Genomic DNA, 18157 nt, shown 5'->3' with positions numbered 1-18157 from the left:
CCGGAATGGCTGCTTTGGGGACGGGAGAAGGGAGAGGCTGCGGCCGGCGGCGAGCAGGGCGCGGTCCTGCCCGCGGGCCGGGCGGCGGTCACGGGGGAGACGCGAACTGTCCTCATGCACATCGTCGCCGAGCAATCGGGCAGGATGGACATGGAGGCCGAGAGCATTGAGTTGCCGCCCGGCGCGCCGCGCGATGCAGATGTCATCGTCGTTCGCGGTCCCGGGCTTCGCCCAGCCTACGACAACGGAATGGTGCTGCTCTACTGGAACCGCGAAGTCCGCCCCCGGTCGGCGGTCGGCGCGAACTGCGCGGTAGCGCTGCGCGGCGGTCCAGTCGTCCTGGCCCGCATCGAACCTGGCCCGCGCGCAGAATCGTGGACCCTGTTCAACGTGAACGGGACGGGCGTCATTTCCTACGACGTGAAAATCGAGTGGGCGGCCCCGATCGAAATCGTTCTCCGGTCGGCACGCTGGCACGAAGTCTGGCCTCGCGACACCACAGTCTGACACCGCCGAGACGGTCCCGGACGCCCAGATGTTGCGCAACTCACGTATGTTATGTAAAGTTCTGGCCAAGGAGGCCGTCATGGCGAACGCACTCAACGTGTCGGCGTCGGAGTTTGTGCGCAACTTCGGTCGCTATCAGGATCAGGCTATCCAATCGAAGGTGATCGTCGTGACCAGCTACAATCGGGTCGTCGGGGGCTATCTGTCGGCCGAGGAGCTGAAGCACTACGAGCAGCTCAAGGCCCGCGAGCGCGAGATCCTCAGGGTGGGCGAGCTCGATGACGAGACGATCGCCGACATCTCCGCTGCTGAATACGGCGCTGAACCGCAGTGACGTTTCCGGCGCCGAAGCCGGGCCTTGTCATCCGCTACAGCTTCCTCTGGAGCCACGAGCAGGACGCCGGCGCCGAGGAGGGCTCGAAGGATCGCCCGTGCGCTATCGTCGTCGCCACGCGGAAAGGGGAGCACGGCGACATCCGCACGCTGGTGGCGCCAATCACCCATGCGCCGCCCGACGACCCCAAGGACTCCCTCGAAATCCCCGCGCCCGTGGCTAAGGCGCTCGGACTCGACGGTGAGCGCCACTGGTTGCGGCTCGACGAGTTAAATCGCTTCAGCTGGCCAGGCTACGACCTTCGCACCATTCCTGGCCGGGCCGGCAAATATGACTACGGAATGCTGCCGCAGCCGCTTTTCGAAGCGCTGAAAGAGGGAATCCTGGAGCGGCAGCGTGCAAAGCGCGGCCGAACCCAGGATCGCAGCTGAGCCGAGATCCCGTTACTCGGGACGAGAAGGGCGGCATCAGGCGATGACACTGAAGACTGAGCGAGCCCTTCGCACGCCGATAAGGGGCCGCCTCAGGGTTTGTTACACGGACGGCGCTAAGCCGGACAAACCATGAACGTCCGCTCAGGCAACGACACTGAGCCGCTCATTCAGCCGCAGGGAAAGGAAGTCGCCGGCTCCGGCAGCGGCTCCCGCCAGGGCATCGTTCCGCCCATTGGTGCCCATGCCGACAAGCCGACATCGAAGTATTCGGTCCGCGGCTCGGGTGTAATTCGCGGGAACGACCCATGTGAGACGTTGGAAATTCGCCAGCCCATGCAATGTCGTGATGTCGAGTCGCCTTATCGCGACTCGAAGCGCCGCTTCGCCGCTTCGGTCACAGGTGTGTACAGGCTCACTAGCGTTCCTTCGGGATCTCGAAATTGAGCAGCGCGGTTACCCCAGGGCATGGTCTGAGGATGTTGCACGACCTCCACCAAATCTTTCAGTCGGGAGAATTCCGCGTCGATGTCCTCGACCTGGAATTCCAAAATAGCCGTACGGTTGGTGGCGGGTTCGGCGCTGCCTTCCTTAAATAGCGCGACGGTCTCGACGCCACCAATCGCAATGACCGCGCCCGGCATGACGATTTCCGCGAAGACCGGCGCGAGCCACTCTGCGGTTTGCTTTGTAATCGTTTCGTAAAAGCTCACGACCGCAGCGAGATCAGCGGCAATCAACCGGACTGAAGCGAACTTCATGACATCTTCTCCCAGTCAGGTGGGCCATGTCGGCCTGAGGAAGGCATGTGGCACAGCCCTGCTGCCATCAGCATGGCAGCAGGAGCCAGCAAGCATGCCGCGCGCCAGCCGATTGTTTCAGGTCATCCAAGTTCTGCGGCGAGCGCCGCGGCCGGTTACAGCGGCGGCGCTTGCGGCGGCGTTGGACGTTTCAAAGCGCGCGGTCTCCCGCGGCCTGCGGAACGAGGCGCTTCACCAAGCGTCCGCGACTTCGAAGCCCAGCTTGCGGAGCGCTGTGACAGCGGCGTCCTGATCCTGCTGATAGTTGCCGCCGGAGATGCCGATGCCGCCGATCAGCTTGCCGTCCTCGATGATCGGATAGCCGCCGCCGACCGCGACCATGCGCGGCAGATGGGCGAGCGGCGCGACCTTGGGATCATTCGTGACGTAGTCGTTCCAGACATGCGTCGGAAAGCCGAACGAGGCGGAGGTCCAGGCCTTATCGACCGCCACGGAGGCGGTCAGGAACGGCGCGCCGTCGGTGCGCTCGAACGCGCGAAGATGACCCGTGGCGTCCGTCACGGCGACGGCCGCCTCGATGCCAATCTCATGGGCTGCGGCCAGGGCGGCGTCAATCAGGGCGACGGCGGCTTCGCGGTTGATGGACGCGGTGGGGATGGACTTGGTGCTCATGACTTTTCTCTCTTTCTTTGAAGAAGCGAACGCCCATGCGTCGCTGGATTTCGGGGATGGAGTTAGAGGACGTCGTCGAACCGAGCGGTGGGGCTCAGAAGCCTTCGAGGACGACCTTGCCGCGCGCCTTGCCGCTCTCGACCAGCGCATGCGCGTGCTTGAGATTGGCGGCGTTGATCGGCGACAGCCGTTCGGTGAGGGTCGTGCGCAGCTTGCCCTGATCGGCCAGTCGGCTGACCTCATTCAAGATCCGCCCCTGTTCGGCCATGTCCGGCGTCTGGTAGATCGGACGGGTGAACATCAGCTCGTGATGGATCGAGACCGCTTTCCGCTTGAAGAGCATGATTTCGAACCCGGCCGGGTCGTCGATCATGCCGAAGCGGCCCTGCGGCGCGATCAACTCGGCGACGTCCTGAACATGCGCCGCGGTCTGGGTCGTTGAGAACACGAAGGCGGGCGCACCGAGGCCGAGCGCCTCGACCTGCGGCGCCAGTGGCTTGCTGTGGTCGACGACGTGATGGGCGCCGAGCGTGCGGACCCAGTCCTGCGTCTCGGGTCGCGACGCCGTCGCGATGACGGTCAGGTCGGTGCGCTGCCGGGCGATCTGGATCGCGACCGACCCCACGCCGCCCGCGCCGCCGATGATCAGGATCGCCGGCGCGGCACCCGGGACGGGCTTTGTCACATCGAGCCGGTCGAAGAAGGCCTCCCAGGCGGTCAGCGCCGTCAGCGGCAGCGCGGCGGCTTCAGCCCAGTCGAGCGACTGCGGCTTCCTGCCGACGATGCGCTCGTCGACCAGGTGGAATTCGGCATTGGTGCCCGACCGGCTGATCGAACCGGCGTAGAAGACCTCGTCGCCCGGCTGGAACAGCGAGGCGCTCGGGCCCACGGCGCGCACGACGCCGGCCGCGTCCCAGCCCAGCACCTTCCAGGCCTCGCCGTCGTTCGGCGGCGTGCTGCCCCGGACCTTGTAATCGACGGGATTGACCGACACCGCCTTCACCTCGACGAGGATGTCGCGCCCGGTCGGCGACGGCTCCGGGAGGTCGATGTCCGTGAGGGACGCCGCAGCGTCGATCGGCCCGGGGATTCTGTAGCCAACGGCTTTCATCTGGCGCTCCTGCTTGCTTGACCGTCGCTGTGGAGTGGCTGGAACGGCTTTTAAATTTTCACCCTGGATTTGATAAGCTAAAAGCTGCACCATCACCTTCAAATGAAACTTGAAAATATCGGCGACTTGCAGGTGCTGGTGCATGCCGCCCGCACGGGCAGCCTCACCGGGGCGTCGGCGGCCATGGGCGTGACGCCTGCGGCGGCCAGCGCCACTCTGAAGCGGCTGGAAACTCAGCTGGGGGCGCGCCTGTTCGAACGATCGACACGGGCTATGCGCCTCACCGCGCAAGGACAGATGTTGCTCGACTATGCGGCGCGGGCGCTGGAGCTCATTGCCGAGGGCGAGGCGCAGGTGGCGGCGGATCGGGCCGGATTGGTTGGGGCGTTGCGCGTGGCTGCGCCGTCGGACCTCGCCCGAACCACGCTGTTGCCCTGGTTCGATGAGTTCCTGGCGCTGCATCCGGACGTGCAACTGGTGCTCAGCGTGGGCGACCGCATGTTGGATGTGGTGCGGGACGAAGTCGACGTTGCGATCCGCTACGGCGATCTGACCGATTCACAGATGATCGCCCGGTCATTGATCGCGGAGCGTCCCATCGTGACGGCGTCGCCTGCGTACCTGGAGCGTCGAGGCAGGCCGGCTACGCCGCAGGATCTGCCGAGCCACAACTGCCTCTCGTTCGGGCGGGGTGGGCGGGCGCACCGGCTCTGGAAATTTTCAAAGGACGGTCATTCGGCTCAGGTGCGCGTGAACGGCGATCGCAGCACGGACGATGCTTCGCTCGCTAGGCAATGGGCGGTCGCCGGCGTGGGCGTCGTGTCGATGACGCCGATTGAGCAGCAGGCGGACTTGAAGGCCGGGCGCTTGGTTCGAGTTCTCGATGACTGGGAAGCCGCCCCCTATCCATTGCAGGCGCTGTTGCCGAGCGGGCGTTTCGTCCCCAATCGGGTAAGGATGTTTGTCGATTTTCTGGTCGCCAAGTTCAGGGACGCCGCTTCGACGCTGGCCTAGCCCCTGGGACGGAGTAGGCGCATCTGGGTGCTGCACGAGGATCGGGATTGCATCAACGATTGCCGCCGACCGATGCGCCCGAGCACCCCTTCTTGGCCGCCTGGCGAGGCTCTGCAGCACCCACAGGCTTGGCGCGACCGCAGTGATCCAGCCCTCCACTTTGGCCAGCGTGGACCGGCAGTTCGGGGTCGTTTCTTCGATTTGACTTCGGCCCGCGATCCGGACCTTGCCAACGTCCGCCTGCTGATGGCCAGGGGCCAACCGGGTGGAACGACCCTGAACTGACCTTCGGAGAGCCCCCCTCCCGGATTCGCTGGAGCGCGCCTCAGGCCGCCTTGGAGGAAGCCGTCCGCTGGCGGGCGTACTGGCGGGGGGAGCAGCCCATCGCGCGCTTGAAGGCGGTGCTGAAGGCGCTTTCGGACTCATAGCCGAGGTCCAGCGCGATGGCCGAGACGGGGGCGGACGAATGCGCCAGGCGGTCCGCGGCGCGCAGCATGCGCCACCCGGCGAGATAAGCCATGGGCGCCGCGCCGACCGTTTCGCGGAACTTCACGGCGAAACTGGTGCGTGACATGCCGACCCGTTCGGCCAGCGACTGCAGGGTCCAGCGGCGGGCGGGCTCCGCATGCATGACGCCGATCGCGGCCGCCATCTGCCGATCACCCAGCGCGAACAGCCAGCCTGGCTGCTGGCCGCGCGCCTCGGCCAGGTGAAGTCTCAGCGCCTGAATCAGCATCAGGGTGGCCAGCTGCTGGGCGACGAGGAAGCCGCCGGGTTGCGGGTCGCGCAACTCCTGGCGCATCCGCTCGACGCACCAGCGGAGCTCCGCCTTGGCCGCCTCCTCGCGGATGTGCACGATCGGCGGGAGGAGATCCAGCAGCACCGGAGCCTGCTCGCCCGCGAGCCCCAGGTAGCCGCCGACGCTGACGAAATCGCCGCCGCCGTTGTGCATCGTCACCCCGCCGTCCCGGGCAGCCGGGAAGAGCTGTGTGGCGTCGATGGGCTTAAGCGCCAGATCGCTGGCCAGCCGAAAGGGATGGCCTCTCGGCAGCAGGAAACAATCGCCCGCTCCCAGGCGCACCGGCTCGGGCGAGCCCTCCACCGAAAGCCAGCAGGACCCGGCGACCACGGCATAGAACTTGATCCCGTCGTGCCGGGGGAATGCGACGGCCCAGTCGCGGCCGGCCTCGAACCCGCGCGAAACGAATGCGCCGAGCTTCACCAGAGAGAGCACCTCAGAGAGCGGGTCCATGGTCCCGGCCATCACGCGAACTCCGAACGATTGCAAAAGAAATGCGAACGACAAAGCATAGATCGTTCCGCGCGCGCTGCTAACCTCCAAGTGACAGGCGGTTCGAGCCCGCTGCGAGCCCATTCAAAGGAGAGATCGCCATGCGCGTATTCGTCACCGGAGCTACCGGCTTCGTCGGCTCCGCCGTGGTCCAGGAGTTGATCGGCGCCGGCCACCAGGTCACGGGCTTCGCCCGATCGGACGCCAGCGCCGCCAGCCTGGCCGCGTGGGGCGCGGAGGTGCTGCGGGGGTCGCTGGAGGATCTTGAGAGCCTGCGCCGCGGGGCGACCGCGGCCGAGGCGGTGATCCATGCAGGCTTTGTCCACGACTTCTCACGGTTCACCGAAGCCTGCGAGATTGACCGTCGGGCGATCGAGGCGCTGGGCGCTGCGCTGGAAGGGTCCGACCGGCCGCTGCTGGTGACCAGCGGCGTGGCGGTGACGCGGGCGAGCGCCATCGGGACCGAGGCTGACCCGCCGGTTCCGCCGACGCAGGCCTATCCGCGCGCCTCGGAAGCCACGGCCCTGGCCCTGGCGGCGCGCGGCGTGCGCGCCTCGACGGTGCGGCTGCCCAACTCGGTGCATGGCGCAGGCGACCAAGGCTTCGTGCCGCACCTCATCGCCCGGGCCCGCGAGACCGGCCTGTCGGCGTATGTCGGCGAGGGGATGAACCGCTGGCCGGCCGTTCATCGCAATGACGCCGCCCGCGTTTACCGCCTGGCCCTGGCACAGGATCCGACGGAGGGGCCCTGGCACGCGGTCGCCGACGAAGGCGTGCCCATGCGCGAGATCGCGGCGCTTATCGCCCGGCGCCTTGACCTCCCCCTGGTCTCCTTGTCGCCGGAAGAGGCCGCCCGCCACTTCGGCTGGTTCGCCATGTTCGCGAGCGTCGACTCCCCGACCTCGGCGGAGCGCACCCGCGCTCGCCTGGGTTGGAGCCCGCAGGAACCCAGCCTCCTGGCTGACATGGCCGAGGCGAGCTACTACGAGGCTGAGGTCGGAACTTGATTCTCGGCTCTCCGCGAACGGCTGCAAGGACTGCAGCCGCACGCGATCCACCGCGCGAACGACATCGGTTTGCTATTCTCTGCCGAACTTGCGAACGGGCGTTCCCGAGCAAAAAGGCGGAACGTCAGGTTTCTGGCGCAAAGGCAACGGGCGCCTACCACCCCAAGCCGGGGTTCGGAGCGTCTGCACATCGGCCATGTCAGGCCTCGGGAAGAGGGAGCTCAACCATGTTGATAATCCCTGTCGCCCTCCCAGGGCCGCGTTTGCTGGGCCACAGGCCTGCACCTACCGACTCTGGGCTTTTTGAAGAGCTGCCACCGGCGCCGTTGTCAGCTTGTTGAGATCCGCCGATCGTAAAGGCCACGGTCGATGCGGCGCAGGTCGCCCTCGGCCCCGCGCGAACTAGATCGCGCGCTCGTCTTGCACAGCACGCACCTGGCCCGCGCCCAACGGGTGCGCGATCAGGGTCACCAGCAATTGCTGCGCTGAGTGCACGGAAAAGCCCGTGGAGGTGACTTAGGTATTGACGGACGGATCAGGCGAGGAAGCCACACCGACGTGGCCTCTATAGACCATTTCCCAGCCCATCCAACCGGTGAAGAGCAGCAACGCGACCGAGATGGCGGAGAGCACCACTCCAGTTTCGCTCACGATGTGTCTCACAGGTGCGACGGCGCGCAGATAAAAATTCACCGCCTGCAGCACCACGAGCAGGAGGTTGCCCCCCATGTGGAGCCAGGACTGTCGAAGCGCGCGAATGCGCCGCTCGCTCAGGAAATCGGTGAAGCCGAAGATGGCCGCCAGCAGCGCTCCTGCGATCCCCGCGCCGAGCAACCACATTGACGCGTCAGCGAAACCGGAGCGACCAGTGCTTAGGAACACGACGTCGGTCACGAGCGCCGAGACGAAGAAGGCGATCGGAAAGGGCACAATCATCGGATGGATGGGATGACCTGCGATGCTCGCAGTGCTTTTGGGATTGTGATCGTTGGTCATTGACGTTGTCCGGCAATTTCCTGATGCCCGCACTCAAGATGCATCGCAGCTCGATTGGTTCCGACGCTTCTGCTAAACTTGAGCGTCCCTGGGGCATAATGGAAACGAGCATCCGCTTCAGGCGCAGTTCAGGGCGTTCGACCGGATCGTTTAGCGATCGCTCATGTAGCCACGCGTGATCGGCAATGCGTCCACGCGCTTGGCGAGCTGGATTTGAAAGACCATGCATCCACGGTGACGGAACGCCATCTCGCTGACGGCGAGATAGAATTCCCACATTCGGCAGAACCTTTCGTCGTACAGCTTGGCTATCTCGCTTCGGTGGGCGCCAAAGCGGGCACGCCAGGCTTTCAGCGTCTCGGCGTAGTGGAGACGCAGGATCTCGATGTCGGTGACCCAGAGGCCGGCGCGCTCGATCGCAGGCAAGACCTCGGACAAGGCTGCGATGTAGCCACCGGGGAAGATGTATTTCGCGATCCAGGAGGCGGTTGCGCCAGTCTCGCGAGTGTGGCCGATGGCATGCACGACGGCGACGCCGGTGTCGCGCAGCAGGCGAGCGATCGCGTCGAAGTAGGCCTGATAGTTCAGCTTGCCGACGTGCTCGAACATGCCGACCGACACGATCCGGTCGAAGGCGCCCTGAACGTCGCGATAGTCCTCCAGCCGGAAGCGAACACGCCCGTCGAGCTGGCGTTTCCGCGCGCGGTCTCGGGCGACAAAGAGCTGTTCCTGCGAGAGGGTGACGCCGGTGACATCCACCCCGTCGTCCTCAGCCAGGGTGAGCGCAAGCCCGCCCCACCCGCACCCAATGTCCAGGACGTGCTGACCGGGCGCCAGCAGCAGTTTTTTGGCGATGTGACGCTTCTTGGCGGACTGCGCCTCCTCCAGCGACATGCCGCCGCGCTCGAAGTAGGCGCAGGAGTATTGCAGGTCATCGTCCAGAAAGCGCCGATAGAGCTCCAGGGACAGGTCGTAGTGGTGCGCGGCGTTGCGGCGGGCGGCGGCGCGTCCGTTGCGTGGCGCGATGTGCTCGCGCACGACGCCCGAGACGGAAATCGGATGTCCGCCGCGGATTCCGAGGTTGCGGCCGACGAGGTCAATGAGATCTGAGATCCCGCCGCCGTCGACGGTGATCCGGCCGTCCATATAGCCTTCGCCGAGCGCAAGTTCCGGGTCCGTCACCAGGCGGCGCAGTGTGCGCCAGTCGCCGATCCGGACCGTCAGGCCTCCTATGCCTGCGCCGTCCCCCGCCACGATCCGCGCGCCATCAGGCGCTATGACCGCCAGGGACCCGGTTCGGATGACGCTCCGCAGGACTCGAGCCAGCGCGGCGTGAGCGCATTGGGCAGCCAGAGCGGGCGGATGTCCACGGTGGGGCGCGAGGGCGCGCGTGGGCCGATCAAACCCTCTAAGCTGTTCACTCTCTGCGCTCATGCCGTCTGGCCAATCGAGATTGAAGTGGTCGTCGATCACGGTCCAACGGATCGCGAAATGATCGTGTTCCGATATATTGTTCCGGCGATCGAGATGTGCGGCCCCGAGCTGCTTGCGATGGTGCAGCGCTTGGCCGCTCAGGAGTGCTTCGCAGAATTCAGGTCTGAAGCTGGCGCTTTGGTTTAAGGCCTCGCTTCGGTCGGGGTCCTGGAGGGATCACAGATCCATAGCCGGCGCGTCCCCTGTCAGGCGCTCTGGTCGATGAACGAGTGCGGTTCGGAAAGAACGACGGTGGCCGTGCGACCTTGGCCGCAGATCCATTCTGAGAGATCGGCCGCGATCAACGCCGCCTCCTCGCGGGTCTTCGTGAAGCCGAGAAATCCATCATTGTGCTTCACGGCCCAGCTTCGGCCAGCGCGCTCGATTACGATCTGATCGACCATCAGGCGGCGACCTCCCGTTGCCCGTCACGGCCCGTCGCCACAGCGAGGAGCTCGCGACAGTAGAAGGCGAAGGCCGGCGCGGGCTTCGATGCGCCGACCTTCCTCCCAATCGGACCCGGATCTCACAGGCTCCGATTGATTATGAAGTTCACCATTCAGCGGGCGTCTGCTGTCCATAGTGGGTGACGCCGATTGCAGAACGATGTCAGCGGGGATTCGTGCCGTCTCAGGACGACGGAATGCGCGCCTCAAGGCCGCAGACCATTGCATCTGACCACGATGCGTCGGGTTCATCGAACGCAGCTTGAAATCAGGCCCTGGATGCGGGCGGAACGACAGCGGCCAGCGGCTGTTAATGGCGGGTCAGCCGCGCTTGGATCGTGTCAGACCGTGAGCTGATCAACAGGCACGTGGAGGCCCGATGGCTCTCATCATTCCTGATCTGCATTCGACGCCGGCCACGGACGCGTGCGGAAGGCGCCACGCGAGGGCGTGAGCCAATGCGCGCGATTACAGTCGTACCGGGCAAAGCGAAATCTGTGAGACTGGACGAGACGTCCGAGGTTCGGCCAGCGCCGGGCGAACTACTGGTCGAGGCGGTAGCGCTGGGAATCTGCGGCACGGATCTGGACATCATATCCGGCAAGTATGGGGCGGCGCCGCCGGGAGAGGAGCGGCTGATCCTCGGACACGAGTCGCTCGGCCGCGTGCTCGAAGCGCCTCGCGGCTCTGGTTTCGCAACTGGCGATCTGGTCGTCGGCATCGTGCGCCGTCCCGACCCGGTCCCGTGCCCCGCCTGCGCAGCCGGCGAGTGGGACATGTGCCGCAACGGCCTCTACACCGAGCGGGGGATCAAGGCGCAGCATGGCTACGGCTGCGAACGCTACGCCCTCGAACCCAACTTCGCGGTCAAGGTGGAGCCAGGGCTCGGTCCTCTTGGCGTCCTGCTTGAGCCGACGAGCGTGGTCGCCAAGGCCTGGGATCACATTGAGCGCATCGGCGCCCGCGCCCGCAGCTGGAAGCCGCGGACCCTTCTTGTGACCGGCGCGGGGCCCGTAGGCTTGCTCGCGGCGATGATCGGACGGGAGAAGGGGCTGGAAACCCACGTTCTCGATCAAGTGGACAGCGGTCCCAAGCCCCGGCTCGTCGCTGATCTCGCCGCGACCTATCACCGAGACCCCAGGGTGATCGCCGACCTCGCCGCCGATATCGTCCTGGAATGCACCGGCGCGGATTCCCTGGTCCTGCGGGTGATCCAGTACGGCGGCCGCGACAGCATCGTTTGCCTCGCCGGACTCTCGTCGGGCGGACGGACGGTGAACTTCGACGTCGGCGGATTCGACCGCCAGGCCGTGCTGCAGAATGACGTGGTCTTCGGCAGCGTGAACGCCAACCGGAGCCACTACGAAGCCGCCGGCGCGGCCCTGGCCCAGGCGGACCACGCATGGCTTGAGCGCCTGATCTCGCGCCGGGTCCCGCTCGAGCATTGGCGCGAGGCGTTCGTGCGCAAGCCCGACGACGTCAAGGTCGTGGTCGACTTCTCGCCCGAAGCACCGTGATGCCTGGCCGGATCGAGGACTATGCCCTCATTGGCGACTGCCATACCGCCGCCCTGGTTTCACGTGAGGGCTCGATCGACTGGCTCTGCTGGCCGAGGTTCGATTCCGACGCCTGCTTCGCCGCGCTGCTTGGGGATGAGTCCCATGGCTGCTGGAAAATCGCGCCGGTCGATCCTGAAGCTCGCATCCAGCGCCGCTACCTTCCGGACACCCTGATCCTGGAAACCACCTTCGAGACTTCGAACGGCGCCGTCGCGGTGATCGACTTCATGCCGCCGCGGGGGCGGGCGTCCCATCTGGTCCGGCTGGTGGTCGGCAAGTCGGGCAGGGTCGACATGCGGATGCGGCTGATCCTCCGCTTCGGCTATGGCGCATCCGTACCTTGGGTCACCCGCCTTCGCGGCGGTGGGCTGCGCGCCGTCGCCGGGCCGAACATGACCATCCTGCGCACCCCTGCCTCCCTTCGCGGCGTCGACATGACGACGGTGTCCGATTTCACCGTCGAGGCGGGCGGATCGACGCCCTTCGTGCTTTCCTTCGAGCTCTCGCACAGGCGGGCGCCGCCGCGGATCGACCCGCAGCGGTCGCTGGCCGCCACGCGGGACTTCTGGACCGGTTGGGCGAGGTCGTCCCGCGTGGAGGGCCCCTACGCCGAGGTGATGCGGCGCTCGCTGCTGACGCTGAAGGCCTTGACCTACGCACCGACGGGCGGACTTCTCGCCGCGCCGACCACGTCGCTGCCGGAGCAGATCGGCGGTTCACGGAACTGGGACTACCGCTACTGCTGGATGCGGGATGCCGCGCTCACCCTTCTGACGCTGATGAACGCCGGCCATCTGGACGAGGCCAGGGCCTGGGCGCAGTGGACACGGCGGGCGGTGGCTGGGGCGCCGGCCGAGATGCAGATCATGTACGGGATCGCCGGCGAGCGTCGGCTGCTGGAGTGGAGCGCCGACTGGCTGCCCGGTTACGAGGGCTCCGCGCCCGTGCGGATCGGCAATGCGGCCCACAAGCAGTTCCAGCTCGACATCTACGGCGAGCTCATGGACGTCTTCCATCATGCCCGGGACGCTGGTCTGGTCGGCGAAGAGACCTGGGCGGTGCAACAAGCCATCCTCGACCAGATCACCAAGGTCTGGCGTCTGCCCGATTACGGCATCTGGGAAGTGCGCAGCCGGCCGCGCCATTTCACCTTTTCAAAGGTGATGGCCTGGGTTGCGCTGGACCGGGCCGTGAAAGCCGTCGAGGCCCATGGCCTGGAGGGCCCGGTCGCGGCCTGGCGCGCCCTGCGCGAGGAGATCCATGCGGAAATTCTGGACAAAGGCCTGGACCCACGGTCTGGCGTATTCAAGCGCGCTTACGACGACGCCAGCGCCGACGCCAGCCTGCTGCTCCTCGCAGACGTCGGCTTCGTTAGGCCGGAAGATCCGCGGTTCGCGGCCACCGTCGCCGCTGTCGAACGTGAATTACTAACCGACGACGGCCTGGTCCTGCGCTATGACACCCGCACGGTCGACGACGGATTGCCGCCCGGCGAAGCAGCCTTCCTTCCCTGCAGCTTCTGGCTGGCCAACGCTTACGCCAGCCTCGGGCGACGCCGTGAGGCGACGCGCCTGTTCGAGCGCGTGCTTTCGCTGTGCAACGACGTCGGCCTGCTTTCCGAAGAGTATGACCCGAAGAGCCGACGGCTCGCGGGCAATTTCCCGCAAGCCTTCACCCACGTCGCCCTCCTCAGCACGGCGATGAACCTCAGCCATGTCCTCAAGCCCAGCGAACAGAGGGGTCAGCGCGGGGCCGCCGGCGCGAGCAGATCGCGGCCGATCTCCGAAATGCTGGAGGCACCGAGCAGTCCCATCGCGTCCAGCGCCTCGTCGCGCAGGATCTCGAGGGCGCGTTCGACGCCGGCGCGGCCTTCGGCGCACAGGCCGTAGAGCGGCGCCCGCCCGGCCATCACCGCGTCGGCTCCCAGCGCCAGCGCCTTCAGCATGTCGGTCCCGCGCCGGACGCCGCCGGAGACATAGATCTCGGCCCGGTCGCCGACGATCTCGCGCGCAGCGGGCAGGACGTCGAGCCCCGCCACGGTCCAGTCGAGCTGCCGCCCCCCGTGGCTGCTCAGCGTGATCGCGTCGACGCCGGCGTCGAGCGCCCAGCGCACGTCGTCCGGGTGCAGGACGCCCTTCAGGACGAACGGCTTGCGCCAGGCCGCGCGGATCTTCGCCACGGTGTCCCAGGAAAGCGATGTCGGCTGGTGGTCGCGGATCCAGAAGGCGCACTCGAAGAAGCTGCGCGAGCCCTTGGGCACGAAGTCGACGACATTGCGAAAGCTCGGCAGGACGCCGTAGCGCAAAGCTCTGGCGCACCAGGGCGGGTGCAACAGGGTCTCGGCCAGGGTGGGGATCGACGGGCTGGTCTTTGATGATTGCGTGCGCGCCGACCACTCGCGATTGCCGAAGATCTGCGCGTTGGTCGTGAGCACCAGGGCCTCGCACCCGGCCGCGTCCGCGCGCCGCAAGAGCTCCTGCCAGATCTCGTCGCCGCCGAAGACGTAGAGCTGCCACCAATGGTGCAGGCCCGGTGCGCAGGCGACGTCCTCCATCCGGTCGTTGGACATGGTGCTCTGTACGAAGGGCACGCCGGCGTGGGCGGCGGCGGCGGCGAGGGCGATGTCGCCGCCCGGCCGGAAGAGGCCGTTGAGCCCAGTCGGCGCCACGATCATCGGCGCCGATGCGGGCTTACCCAGGATCTCGGCGGTCAGGCTGCGTTCGGAGACGTCGACCAGTTGGCGCGGCACGAAGCGCCAGTCGGCGTAGGAGGTCCGCTCGCGCAGCAGCGTGGCCTCGTCCTCAGCTCCGCCTTCCAGGTATTCGAGTACGAAGCGCGGCGTCCGGCGGTGGGCCATCGCCCGCAGGTCCTCGATGGCGACTGCCCGTTTCAGATTCCGGCCTGTGTAGTAGCGCCGATGCGGGGTTCCCCCGAGCTGGGCCAGGGCCGTGTTGCGGTTCGGGTCAGGCATGCCGCGCGCAGCGGCCGGCCAGCAGCTCGGCGACGTGCCAGGTCGGGGCTCCCGTGGCCTGCTCGATCTGCTCGCGGCAGCTGAAGCCGTCGGCGACGATCAGCCGCGTCGTCGCGGCGTCGCGGACAGCTGGGAGCAGACGTTGTTCGCCGATCGCCATGGCGACGTCGTACTTGCCCGCCTCGAAGCCGAACGCGCCGGCCATGCCGCAGCATCCGGCCTCAGCCATGTCGAACTGCAGGCCGCCGTCGTGCAGGGTCGCCGTCTCGGCGGCGTGGTCGAGCACGGCGTGGTGGTGGCAGTGCAGGTGCACCAACGCCGGACGCGTCGCCTCGATGCGGGGCTTCAGGCCGTGCTTGTGCAGGAATTCGGTCAGGAACAGCGTCTGCGCGCTAAGTTTCGCCGCCAGCGGATCGCCGGGGAAGAGGGCGGGCAGCTCGTCGCGGAAGGCGCTGACACAGGCGGGCTCCAGGCCGACCACCGGGATCCCCTGCTGGATGTCGTCCTGCAGCGCATCGAGCGTACGCCGCCATTGGGCGCGCGCTTGATCGAGCCAACCCCAGTCGTAGAGCGGCCGTCCGCAGCAGAGGGAAGCGCGCGGCGTTTCGACCTGGAAGCCCAGCCCCTCGAGCACGGAGACGGCGGCGATCGCGGTCTCCGGGCGGAAGAAGTCATTGAAGGTGTCAGGCCACAGGATCACCCGCGGGCCCTCGCCGGGCCGCTCGGCTCGCGCCCGCCACCACTTGCGGAAGCTCTGGCGGGCGAAAGCCGGCATGGTTCGCTGCTGGGCCAGGCCCGCCAGCGCCTTGCTGGCCGCCGCGAGCCCCGGCGTGCGCGTGGCGAAGTTGGCCAGCGCCGGCGCGCGGTCGGCGATCTCGGCCCATCGGCGGATCTGCCCCAGCGCGTACGCCACCCGCGGGCGCAGGCGCTGAGCATAATGGTGAGAGCGGAACTCCGCCTTGTAGGTCGCCATGTCTACGTTGACCGGGCAGTCGCTCTTGCAGCCCTTGCAGGCGAGACAGAGGTCCAGCGCCTCCTCGACCGCGGCGCTCGCCCAGCCGTCGGTGATGGTCTCGCCGCGCACCATCTCGAACAACAGCCGGGCGCGGCCGCGGGTGGAGTGCTTCTCCTCGTGGGTGGCCATGTAGCTTGGGCACATCACCCCGTCGCCGGAGTCGTGGCGCCGACAGACGCCGACGCCGACGCAGCGCTCGGCGACGCGGGTGAAGTCGTCACGGTCGTCCGGATACGCGAACACGCCGCGGATCGGCGGCCGGCCGGACTTGGGCCCGATCCGCAGGTTGGAAGTGATCGGATAGGGGTCGAGCACCTTGCCGGGATTCATCCGCCCCCGCGGGTCCCAGATCGCCTTGAAGGCGCGCTGGGCGGCCATCAGGTCTGGCCCGTACATCTTCTCCAGCAGCGCGCCGCGCGCCTGGCCGTCGCCGTGCTCGCCGGAGAGCGAGCCTCCATAGTGGACCACCAAGCCTGCGGCCTCCTCCAGGAAGGCCCGCCACTTGGCGACGCCGGCCTCTGTCCGCGGATCCCAGTCGATTCGGCAATGCACCACCCCGTCGCCGAAGTGGCCGTACACCGCGGCCTCGTAGCCGTACTTGCGGAACAGCTTCTCCAGGTCGCGCAGGTAGCGGCCGAGGTCCTCGCGCCGCACGGCGCTGTCCTCCCAGCCCTCGAAAGTGTCGCCGACCCCGGGTGCGTGGGCGGTGGCGGCGAGCGAGTCCTCGCGCACCTTCCAGATCTTCGCCTGGGCCGCGGCCGTGCGCAGCAGCGAGACCTCACATCCCTTGTGGCGGTAGCGGCGGAGCAACGGCTCGGCCTTGGCGGCCGCCTCGTCGGTCGTATCGGCCCCGAACTCGACGATCAGCCAGCCGCGGCCTTTCGGCAGCGCCTTCTGCTCCTCCAGGTCAAGGTGCTCCTTGCGTTCGTAGTCGATGAGCAGACTGTCGATGCCCTCGATGCCGATCGGGCCGTGGGCCAGCACGTCGCAGACCGAGTCCGCCGCTGCGAAGATGTCTTTAAAGCCGATCAGCGCCAGGACGCGGCACGGCGGACTGGGGGCGAGCCTCACGGTGGCGCCCAACACCGTGACGCAGCCGGCTTCGGTGCCGACCAGGGCGCGGGCGACGTTGAAGCCCTTCTCCCAGGCCAGCTGGTCGAGGTTCTCGTAGCCGGAGACGCGGCGCGGAATTTTCGGATAGGTCTCGGCAAAGAGCTGGCCCCAGCGGTCCCAAAGCTCCCTCATCCCACGATAGATCTCCGCCTTGCGGCCGCCTGCGGCCAGGATCTGCCGGTACGCCTCGGGTGAAGTCGGCCCGACGCTCATGCGCAGGCCACCGTAGGTGACCACGTCCAGGGCCTCGAGGTTGTCGGCGGTGCGGCCGGTCATGATCGAGTGCACGCCGCAGGAATCGTTGCCGATCATCCCGCCGAGCGTGTTGCGACTGTGGGTCGCCGGGTCGGGCGGGAAGGTCAGGTGGTGCTGCTCGGCGGCGTTGCGCAAGGTGTCGAGCACGCAGCCGGGCTGCACCTCGGCCAGCCGGGCCTCGGGCCGAACCCACAGGACGTGGTCCATGTACTTGGAGAAATCGATCACCACGGCGGTATTGCAGGTCTGGCCGGCGAGACTGGTCCCGCCGCCGCGGGGCGTGACCGGGGCGTCGTAGTCGGCACAGAGCTTCAGGGCCGCAACGGCGTCCTCGGCGGTCTTCGGCAGCACCACCCCGATCGGCGTCTGACGGTAGTTGGAGGCGTCGGTGGCCCAGAGCGCACGATCCCCGTCGTCGAAGCGCACCTCGCCTTCGATCGCGCGCCGAAGATCACGCGCCAGCTCGAGGGCCCGGCCGCGGGGATAGACGAAGCCTTCCGCCGCGATCGGACGGGCGGCGGTGCGGTCGATCACTGTCCGCCTCGCCCCCTGCTGCTCGATTTGAGCCATGGTTCAGATCAGCTCGCGAATCCTGTCGCGCGCCACCGTCCGCAGGACCTCGCCACGGTTGGGCGTGCCCCGCGCCAGGGCCTCGGCGAAATGCTTGGCCTGCTCGTAGGTGATCTTCGGCGGCATCGGCGGTTCGTTGGGATCCACGACCGCCTCGACCAGCGCCGGCCCCGGCGTTTCCAGCGCTTGGCGCAGCACCGCGGCGCACTCGGCCGGATCCTCGATCCGGTAGCCCGCCACGCCGAAGCCGCGGGCCACTGCGGCGAAGTCAATCGGCTGCAGGTCGCAGACGTATTCCGGGTTCCCCAGGAACACCATCTGCTCCCACTTAATCTGTCCCAGGGTGTTGTTCTTGATCACCACCACCTTCACGTTGAGCCCGTACTTCACGCAGGTGGCGAACTCGCCGATCAGCATGGTGAGCGCGCCATCGCCGACGAAGGCGACCACCTGGCGCTCGGGGTGGGCGATGGCGGCGGCGATCGCATAGGGCAGGCCGCAGGCCATGGTCGCCAGATTGCCGGAGCAGGAGAACATCTGGGTCTCCCGCATCATAAAATGCCGCGCGATCCAAGTGGTGACGGTGCCGGAGTCGGTGGCGACGATCGCATCGTTCGCCAGCAGTTTGTTC

The 18157-nt window shown here is 67.1% G+C and carries 18 protein-coding genes and 1 pseudogene; 9 read left to right on the top strand and 10 right to left on the bottom strand.

Translation table 11 applies throughout. The annotated features are described in order from the left end of the window. The 3 genes from VJS38_RS00880 to VJS38_RS00870 all read left to right on the top strand — a co-directional run. The coding region (locus tag VJS38_RS00880) for a hypothetical protein (RefSeq protein ID WP_324086269.1) at positions 1-507 on the top strand (507 nt) is incomplete at its 5' end. A 79-nt stretch (positions 508-586) separates the two neighbouring features. Then, positions 587-841, top strand: coding sequence for a hypothetical protein (locus tag VJS38_RS00875; RefSeq protein WP_324086268.1), 255 nt, complete (start codon positions 587-589; stop codon positions 839-841). After that, the gene (locus tag VJS38_RS00870) at positions 838-1272 is read left to right on the top strand and encodes a hypothetical protein (RefSeq protein WP_324086267.1); all 435 of its coding nucleotides are present in this window, start codon (positions 838-840) and stop codon (positions 1270-1272) included. The genes VJS38_RS00875 and VJS38_RS00870 overlap by 4 nt, the downstream gene beginning before the upstream one ends. Positions 1273-1634: 362 nt before the next feature. Here VJS38_RS00870 and VJS38_RS00865 read toward each other — a convergent pair whose 3' ends face one another. Continuing rightward, a complete protein-coding gene (locus tag VJS38_RS00865; protein ID WP_324086266.1) occupies positions 1635-2033 on the bottom strand; it encodes a VOC family protein in 399 nt (132 codons plus the stop codon). Here VJS38_RS00865 and VJS38_RS00860 point away from each other — a divergent pair. Then, entirely contained in the window at positions 2032-2325 is a 294-nt protein-coding gene (locus VJS38_RS00860; RefSeq protein WP_324086265.1) for an HTH domain-containing protein, read from the top strand. The two genes, VJS38_RS00865 and VJS38_RS00860, sit on opposite strands and share 2 nt — an antisense overlap. Here VJS38_RS00860 and VJS38_RS00855 read toward each other — a convergent pair. Then, positions 2265-2705 (bottom strand): heme-binding protein, encoded by a 441-nt coding sequence (locus tag VJS38_RS00855; RefSeq protein WP_324086264.1) that lies wholly within the window; start codon positions 2703-2705, stop codon positions 2265-2267. The two genes, VJS38_RS00860 and VJS38_RS00855, sit on opposite strands and share 61 nt — an antisense overlap. Before the next feature lie 94 nt (positions 2706-2799). Next, positions 2800-3816 (bottom strand): zinc-binding alcohol dehydrogenase family protein, encoded by a 1017-nt coding sequence (locus tag VJS38_RS00850; protein WP_324086270.1) that lies wholly within the window; start codon positions 3814-3816, stop codon positions 2800-2802. 102 nt (positions 3817-3918) lie between these two features. Between VJS38_RS00850 and VJS38_RS00845 the strand changes: the two genes are divergently transcribed. After that, positions 3919-4830, top strand: a complete 912-nt coding sequence (locus VJS38_RS00845; RefSeq protein WP_324086263.1) for a LysR family transcriptional regulator — start codon at positions 3919-3921, stop codon at positions 4828-4830. Positions 4831-5155: 325 nt separating this feature from the next. On the opposite strand, the gene VJS38_RS00840 is transcribed toward VJS38_RS00845, so the two are convergent. Continuing rightward, positions 5156-6205: an AraC family transcriptional regulator gene (locus tag VJS38_RS00840; protein ID WP_324086262.1), complete on the bottom strand. Its 1050-nt coding sequence runs from the start codon at positions 6203-6205 to the stop codon at positions 5156-5158. A gap of 17 nt (positions 6206-6222) precedes the next feature. On the opposite strand from VJS38_RS00840, the gene VJS38_RS00835 reads away from it, so the two are divergent. Further along, positions 6223-7128 (top strand): SDR family oxidoreductase, encoded by a 906-nt coding sequence (locus tag VJS38_RS00835; RefSeq protein WP_324086261.1) that lies wholly within the window; start codon positions 6223-6225, stop codon positions 7126-7128. A 516-nt stretch (positions 7129-7644) separates the two neighbouring features. Here the strand turns inward: VJS38_RS00835 and VJS38_RS00830 are convergent. Together VJS38_RS00830 and VJS38_RS00825 are read right to left on the bottom strand one after the other, a co-directional pair. Further along, on the bottom strand, positions 7645-8124 hold the full coding sequence (locus VJS38_RS00830) for a DUF2231 domain-containing protein (RefSeq protein ID WP_324086260.1): 480 nt from the start codon (positions 8122-8124) through the stop codon (positions 7645-7647). A gap of 150 nt (positions 8125-8274) precedes the next feature. Continuing rightward, positions 8275-9378, bottom strand: coding sequence for a cyclopropane-fatty-acyl-phospholipid synthase family protein (locus VJS38_RS00825; RefSeq protein WP_324086259.1), 1104 nt, complete (start codon positions 9376-9378; stop codon positions 8275-8277). A 108-nt stretch (positions 9379-9486) separates the two neighbouring features. On the opposite strand from VJS38_RS00825, the gene VJS38_RS00820 reads away from it, so the two are divergent. Further along, on the top strand, positions 9487-9744 hold the full coding sequence (locus tag VJS38_RS00820) for a hypothetical protein (protein WP_324086258.1): 258 nt from the start codon (positions 9487-9489) through the stop codon (positions 9742-9744). Between the two features lie 59 nt (positions 9745-9803). On the opposite strand, the gene VJS38_RS00815 is transcribed toward VJS38_RS00820, so the two are convergent. Beyond that, positions 9804-10001: a hypothetical protein gene (locus VJS38_RS00815; RefSeq protein WP_324086257.1), complete on the bottom strand. Its 198-nt coding sequence runs from the start codon at positions 9999-10001 to the stop codon at positions 9804-9806. Between the two features lie 539 nt (positions 10002-10540). Here VJS38_RS00815 and VJS38_RS00810 point away from each other — a divergent pair. After that, a complete protein-coding gene (locus VJS38_RS00810; protein WP_324086256.1) occupies positions 10541-11560 on the top strand; it encodes a glucose 1-dehydrogenase in 1020 nt (339 codons plus the stop codon). Continuing rightward, positions 11560-13290: pseudogene (locus tag VJS38_RS00805) on the top strand (glycoside hydrolase family 15 protein); the annotation flags it as partial. The gene VJS38_RS00810 and the pseudogene VJS38_RS00805, both read left to right, overlap by 1 nt. A gap of 53 nt (positions 13291-13343) precedes the next feature. Here VJS38_RS00805 and VJS38_RS00800 read toward each other — a convergent pair. The 3 genes from VJS38_RS00800 to VJS38_RS00790 all read right to left on the bottom strand — a co-directional run. Further along, entirely contained in the window at positions 13344-14573 is a 1230-nt protein-coding gene (locus VJS38_RS00800) for an alpha-hydroxy acid oxidase (protein WP_324086255.1), read from the bottom strand. Next, a complete protein-coding gene (locus VJS38_RS00795; protein ID WP_324086254.1) occupies positions 14566-17526 on the bottom strand; it encodes an FAD-binding and (Fe-S)-binding domain-containing protein in 2961 nt (986 codons plus the stop codon). The genes VJS38_RS00800 and VJS38_RS00795 overlap by 8 nt, the downstream gene beginning before the upstream one ends. 3 nt (positions 17527-17529) lie before the next feature. Further along, on the bottom strand, positions 17530-18157 hold a 628-nt coding region (locus tag VJS38_RS00790), incomplete at its 5' end, for a thiamine pyrophosphate-dependent enzyme (RefSeq protein WP_324086253.1).

Source organism: Phenylobacterium sp. (assembly GCF_035276905.1).
Classification (GTDB): domain Bacteria; phylum Pseudomonadota; class Alphaproteobacteria; order Caulobacterales; family Caulobacteraceae; genus Phenylobacterium.
The sequence above is the reverse complement of the archived record's forward strand: the minus strand, read 5'-3'. Positions and strand labels throughout refer to the sequence as shown.

Excerpts from the sequence above, each read along its gene's own strand:
- VJS38_RS00875 (WP_324086268.1), top strand. The coding sequence starts at position 587 with ATGGCGAACGCACTCAACGTGTCGGCGTCGGAGTTTGTGCGCAACTTC.
- VJS38_RS00860 (WP_324086265.1), top strand. The coding sequence starts at position 2,032 with ATGACATCTTCTCCCAGTCAGGTGGGCCATGTCGGCCTGAGGAAGGCA.
- VJS38_RS00865 (WP_324086266.1), bottom strand. The coding sequence starts at position 2,033 with ATGAAGTTCGCTTCAGTCCGGTTGATTGCCGCTGATCTCGCTGCGGTC.
- VJS38_RS00855 (WP_324086264.1), bottom strand. The coding sequence starts at position 2,705 with ATGAGCACCAAGTCCATCCCCACCGCGTCCATCAACCGCGAAGCCGCC.
- VJS38_RS00850 (WP_324086270.1), bottom strand. The coding sequence starts at position 3,816 with ATGAAAGCCGTTGGCTACAGAATCCCCGGGCCGATCGACGCTGCGGCG.
- VJS38_RS00845 (WP_324086263.1), top strand. The coding sequence starts at position 3,919 with ATGAAACTTGAAAATATCGGCGACTTGCAGGTGCTGGTGCATGCCGCC.
- VJS38_RS00840 (WP_324086262.1), bottom strand. The coding sequence starts at position 6,205 with ATGGGCTCGCAGCGGGCTCGAACCGCCTGTCACTTGGAGGTTAGCAGC.
- VJS38_RS00835 (WP_324086261.1), top strand. The coding sequence starts at position 6,223 with ATGCGCGTATTCGTCACCGGAGCTACCGGCTTCGTCGGCTCCGCCGTG.
- VJS38_RS00830 (WP_324086260.1), bottom strand. The coding sequence starts at position 8,124 with ATGACCAACGATCACAATCCCAAAAGCACTGCGAGCATCGCAGGTCAT.
- VJS38_RS00820 (WP_324086258.1), top strand. The coding sequence starts at position 9,487 with ATGTCCACGGTGGGGCGCGAGGGCGCGCGTGGGCCGATCAAACCCTCT.
- VJS38_RS00815 (WP_324086257.1), bottom strand. The coding sequence starts at position 10,001 with ATGGTCGATCAGATCGTAATCGAGCGCGCTGGCCGAAGCTGGGCCGTG.
- VJS38_RS00800 (WP_324086255.1), bottom strand. The coding sequence starts at position 14,573 with ATGCCTGACCCGAACCGCAACACGGCCCTGGCCCAGCTCGGGGGAACC.
- VJS38_RS00795 (WP_324086254.1), bottom strand. The coding sequence starts at position 17,526 with ATGGCTCAAATCGAGCAGCAGGGGGCGAGGCGGACAGTGATCGACCGC.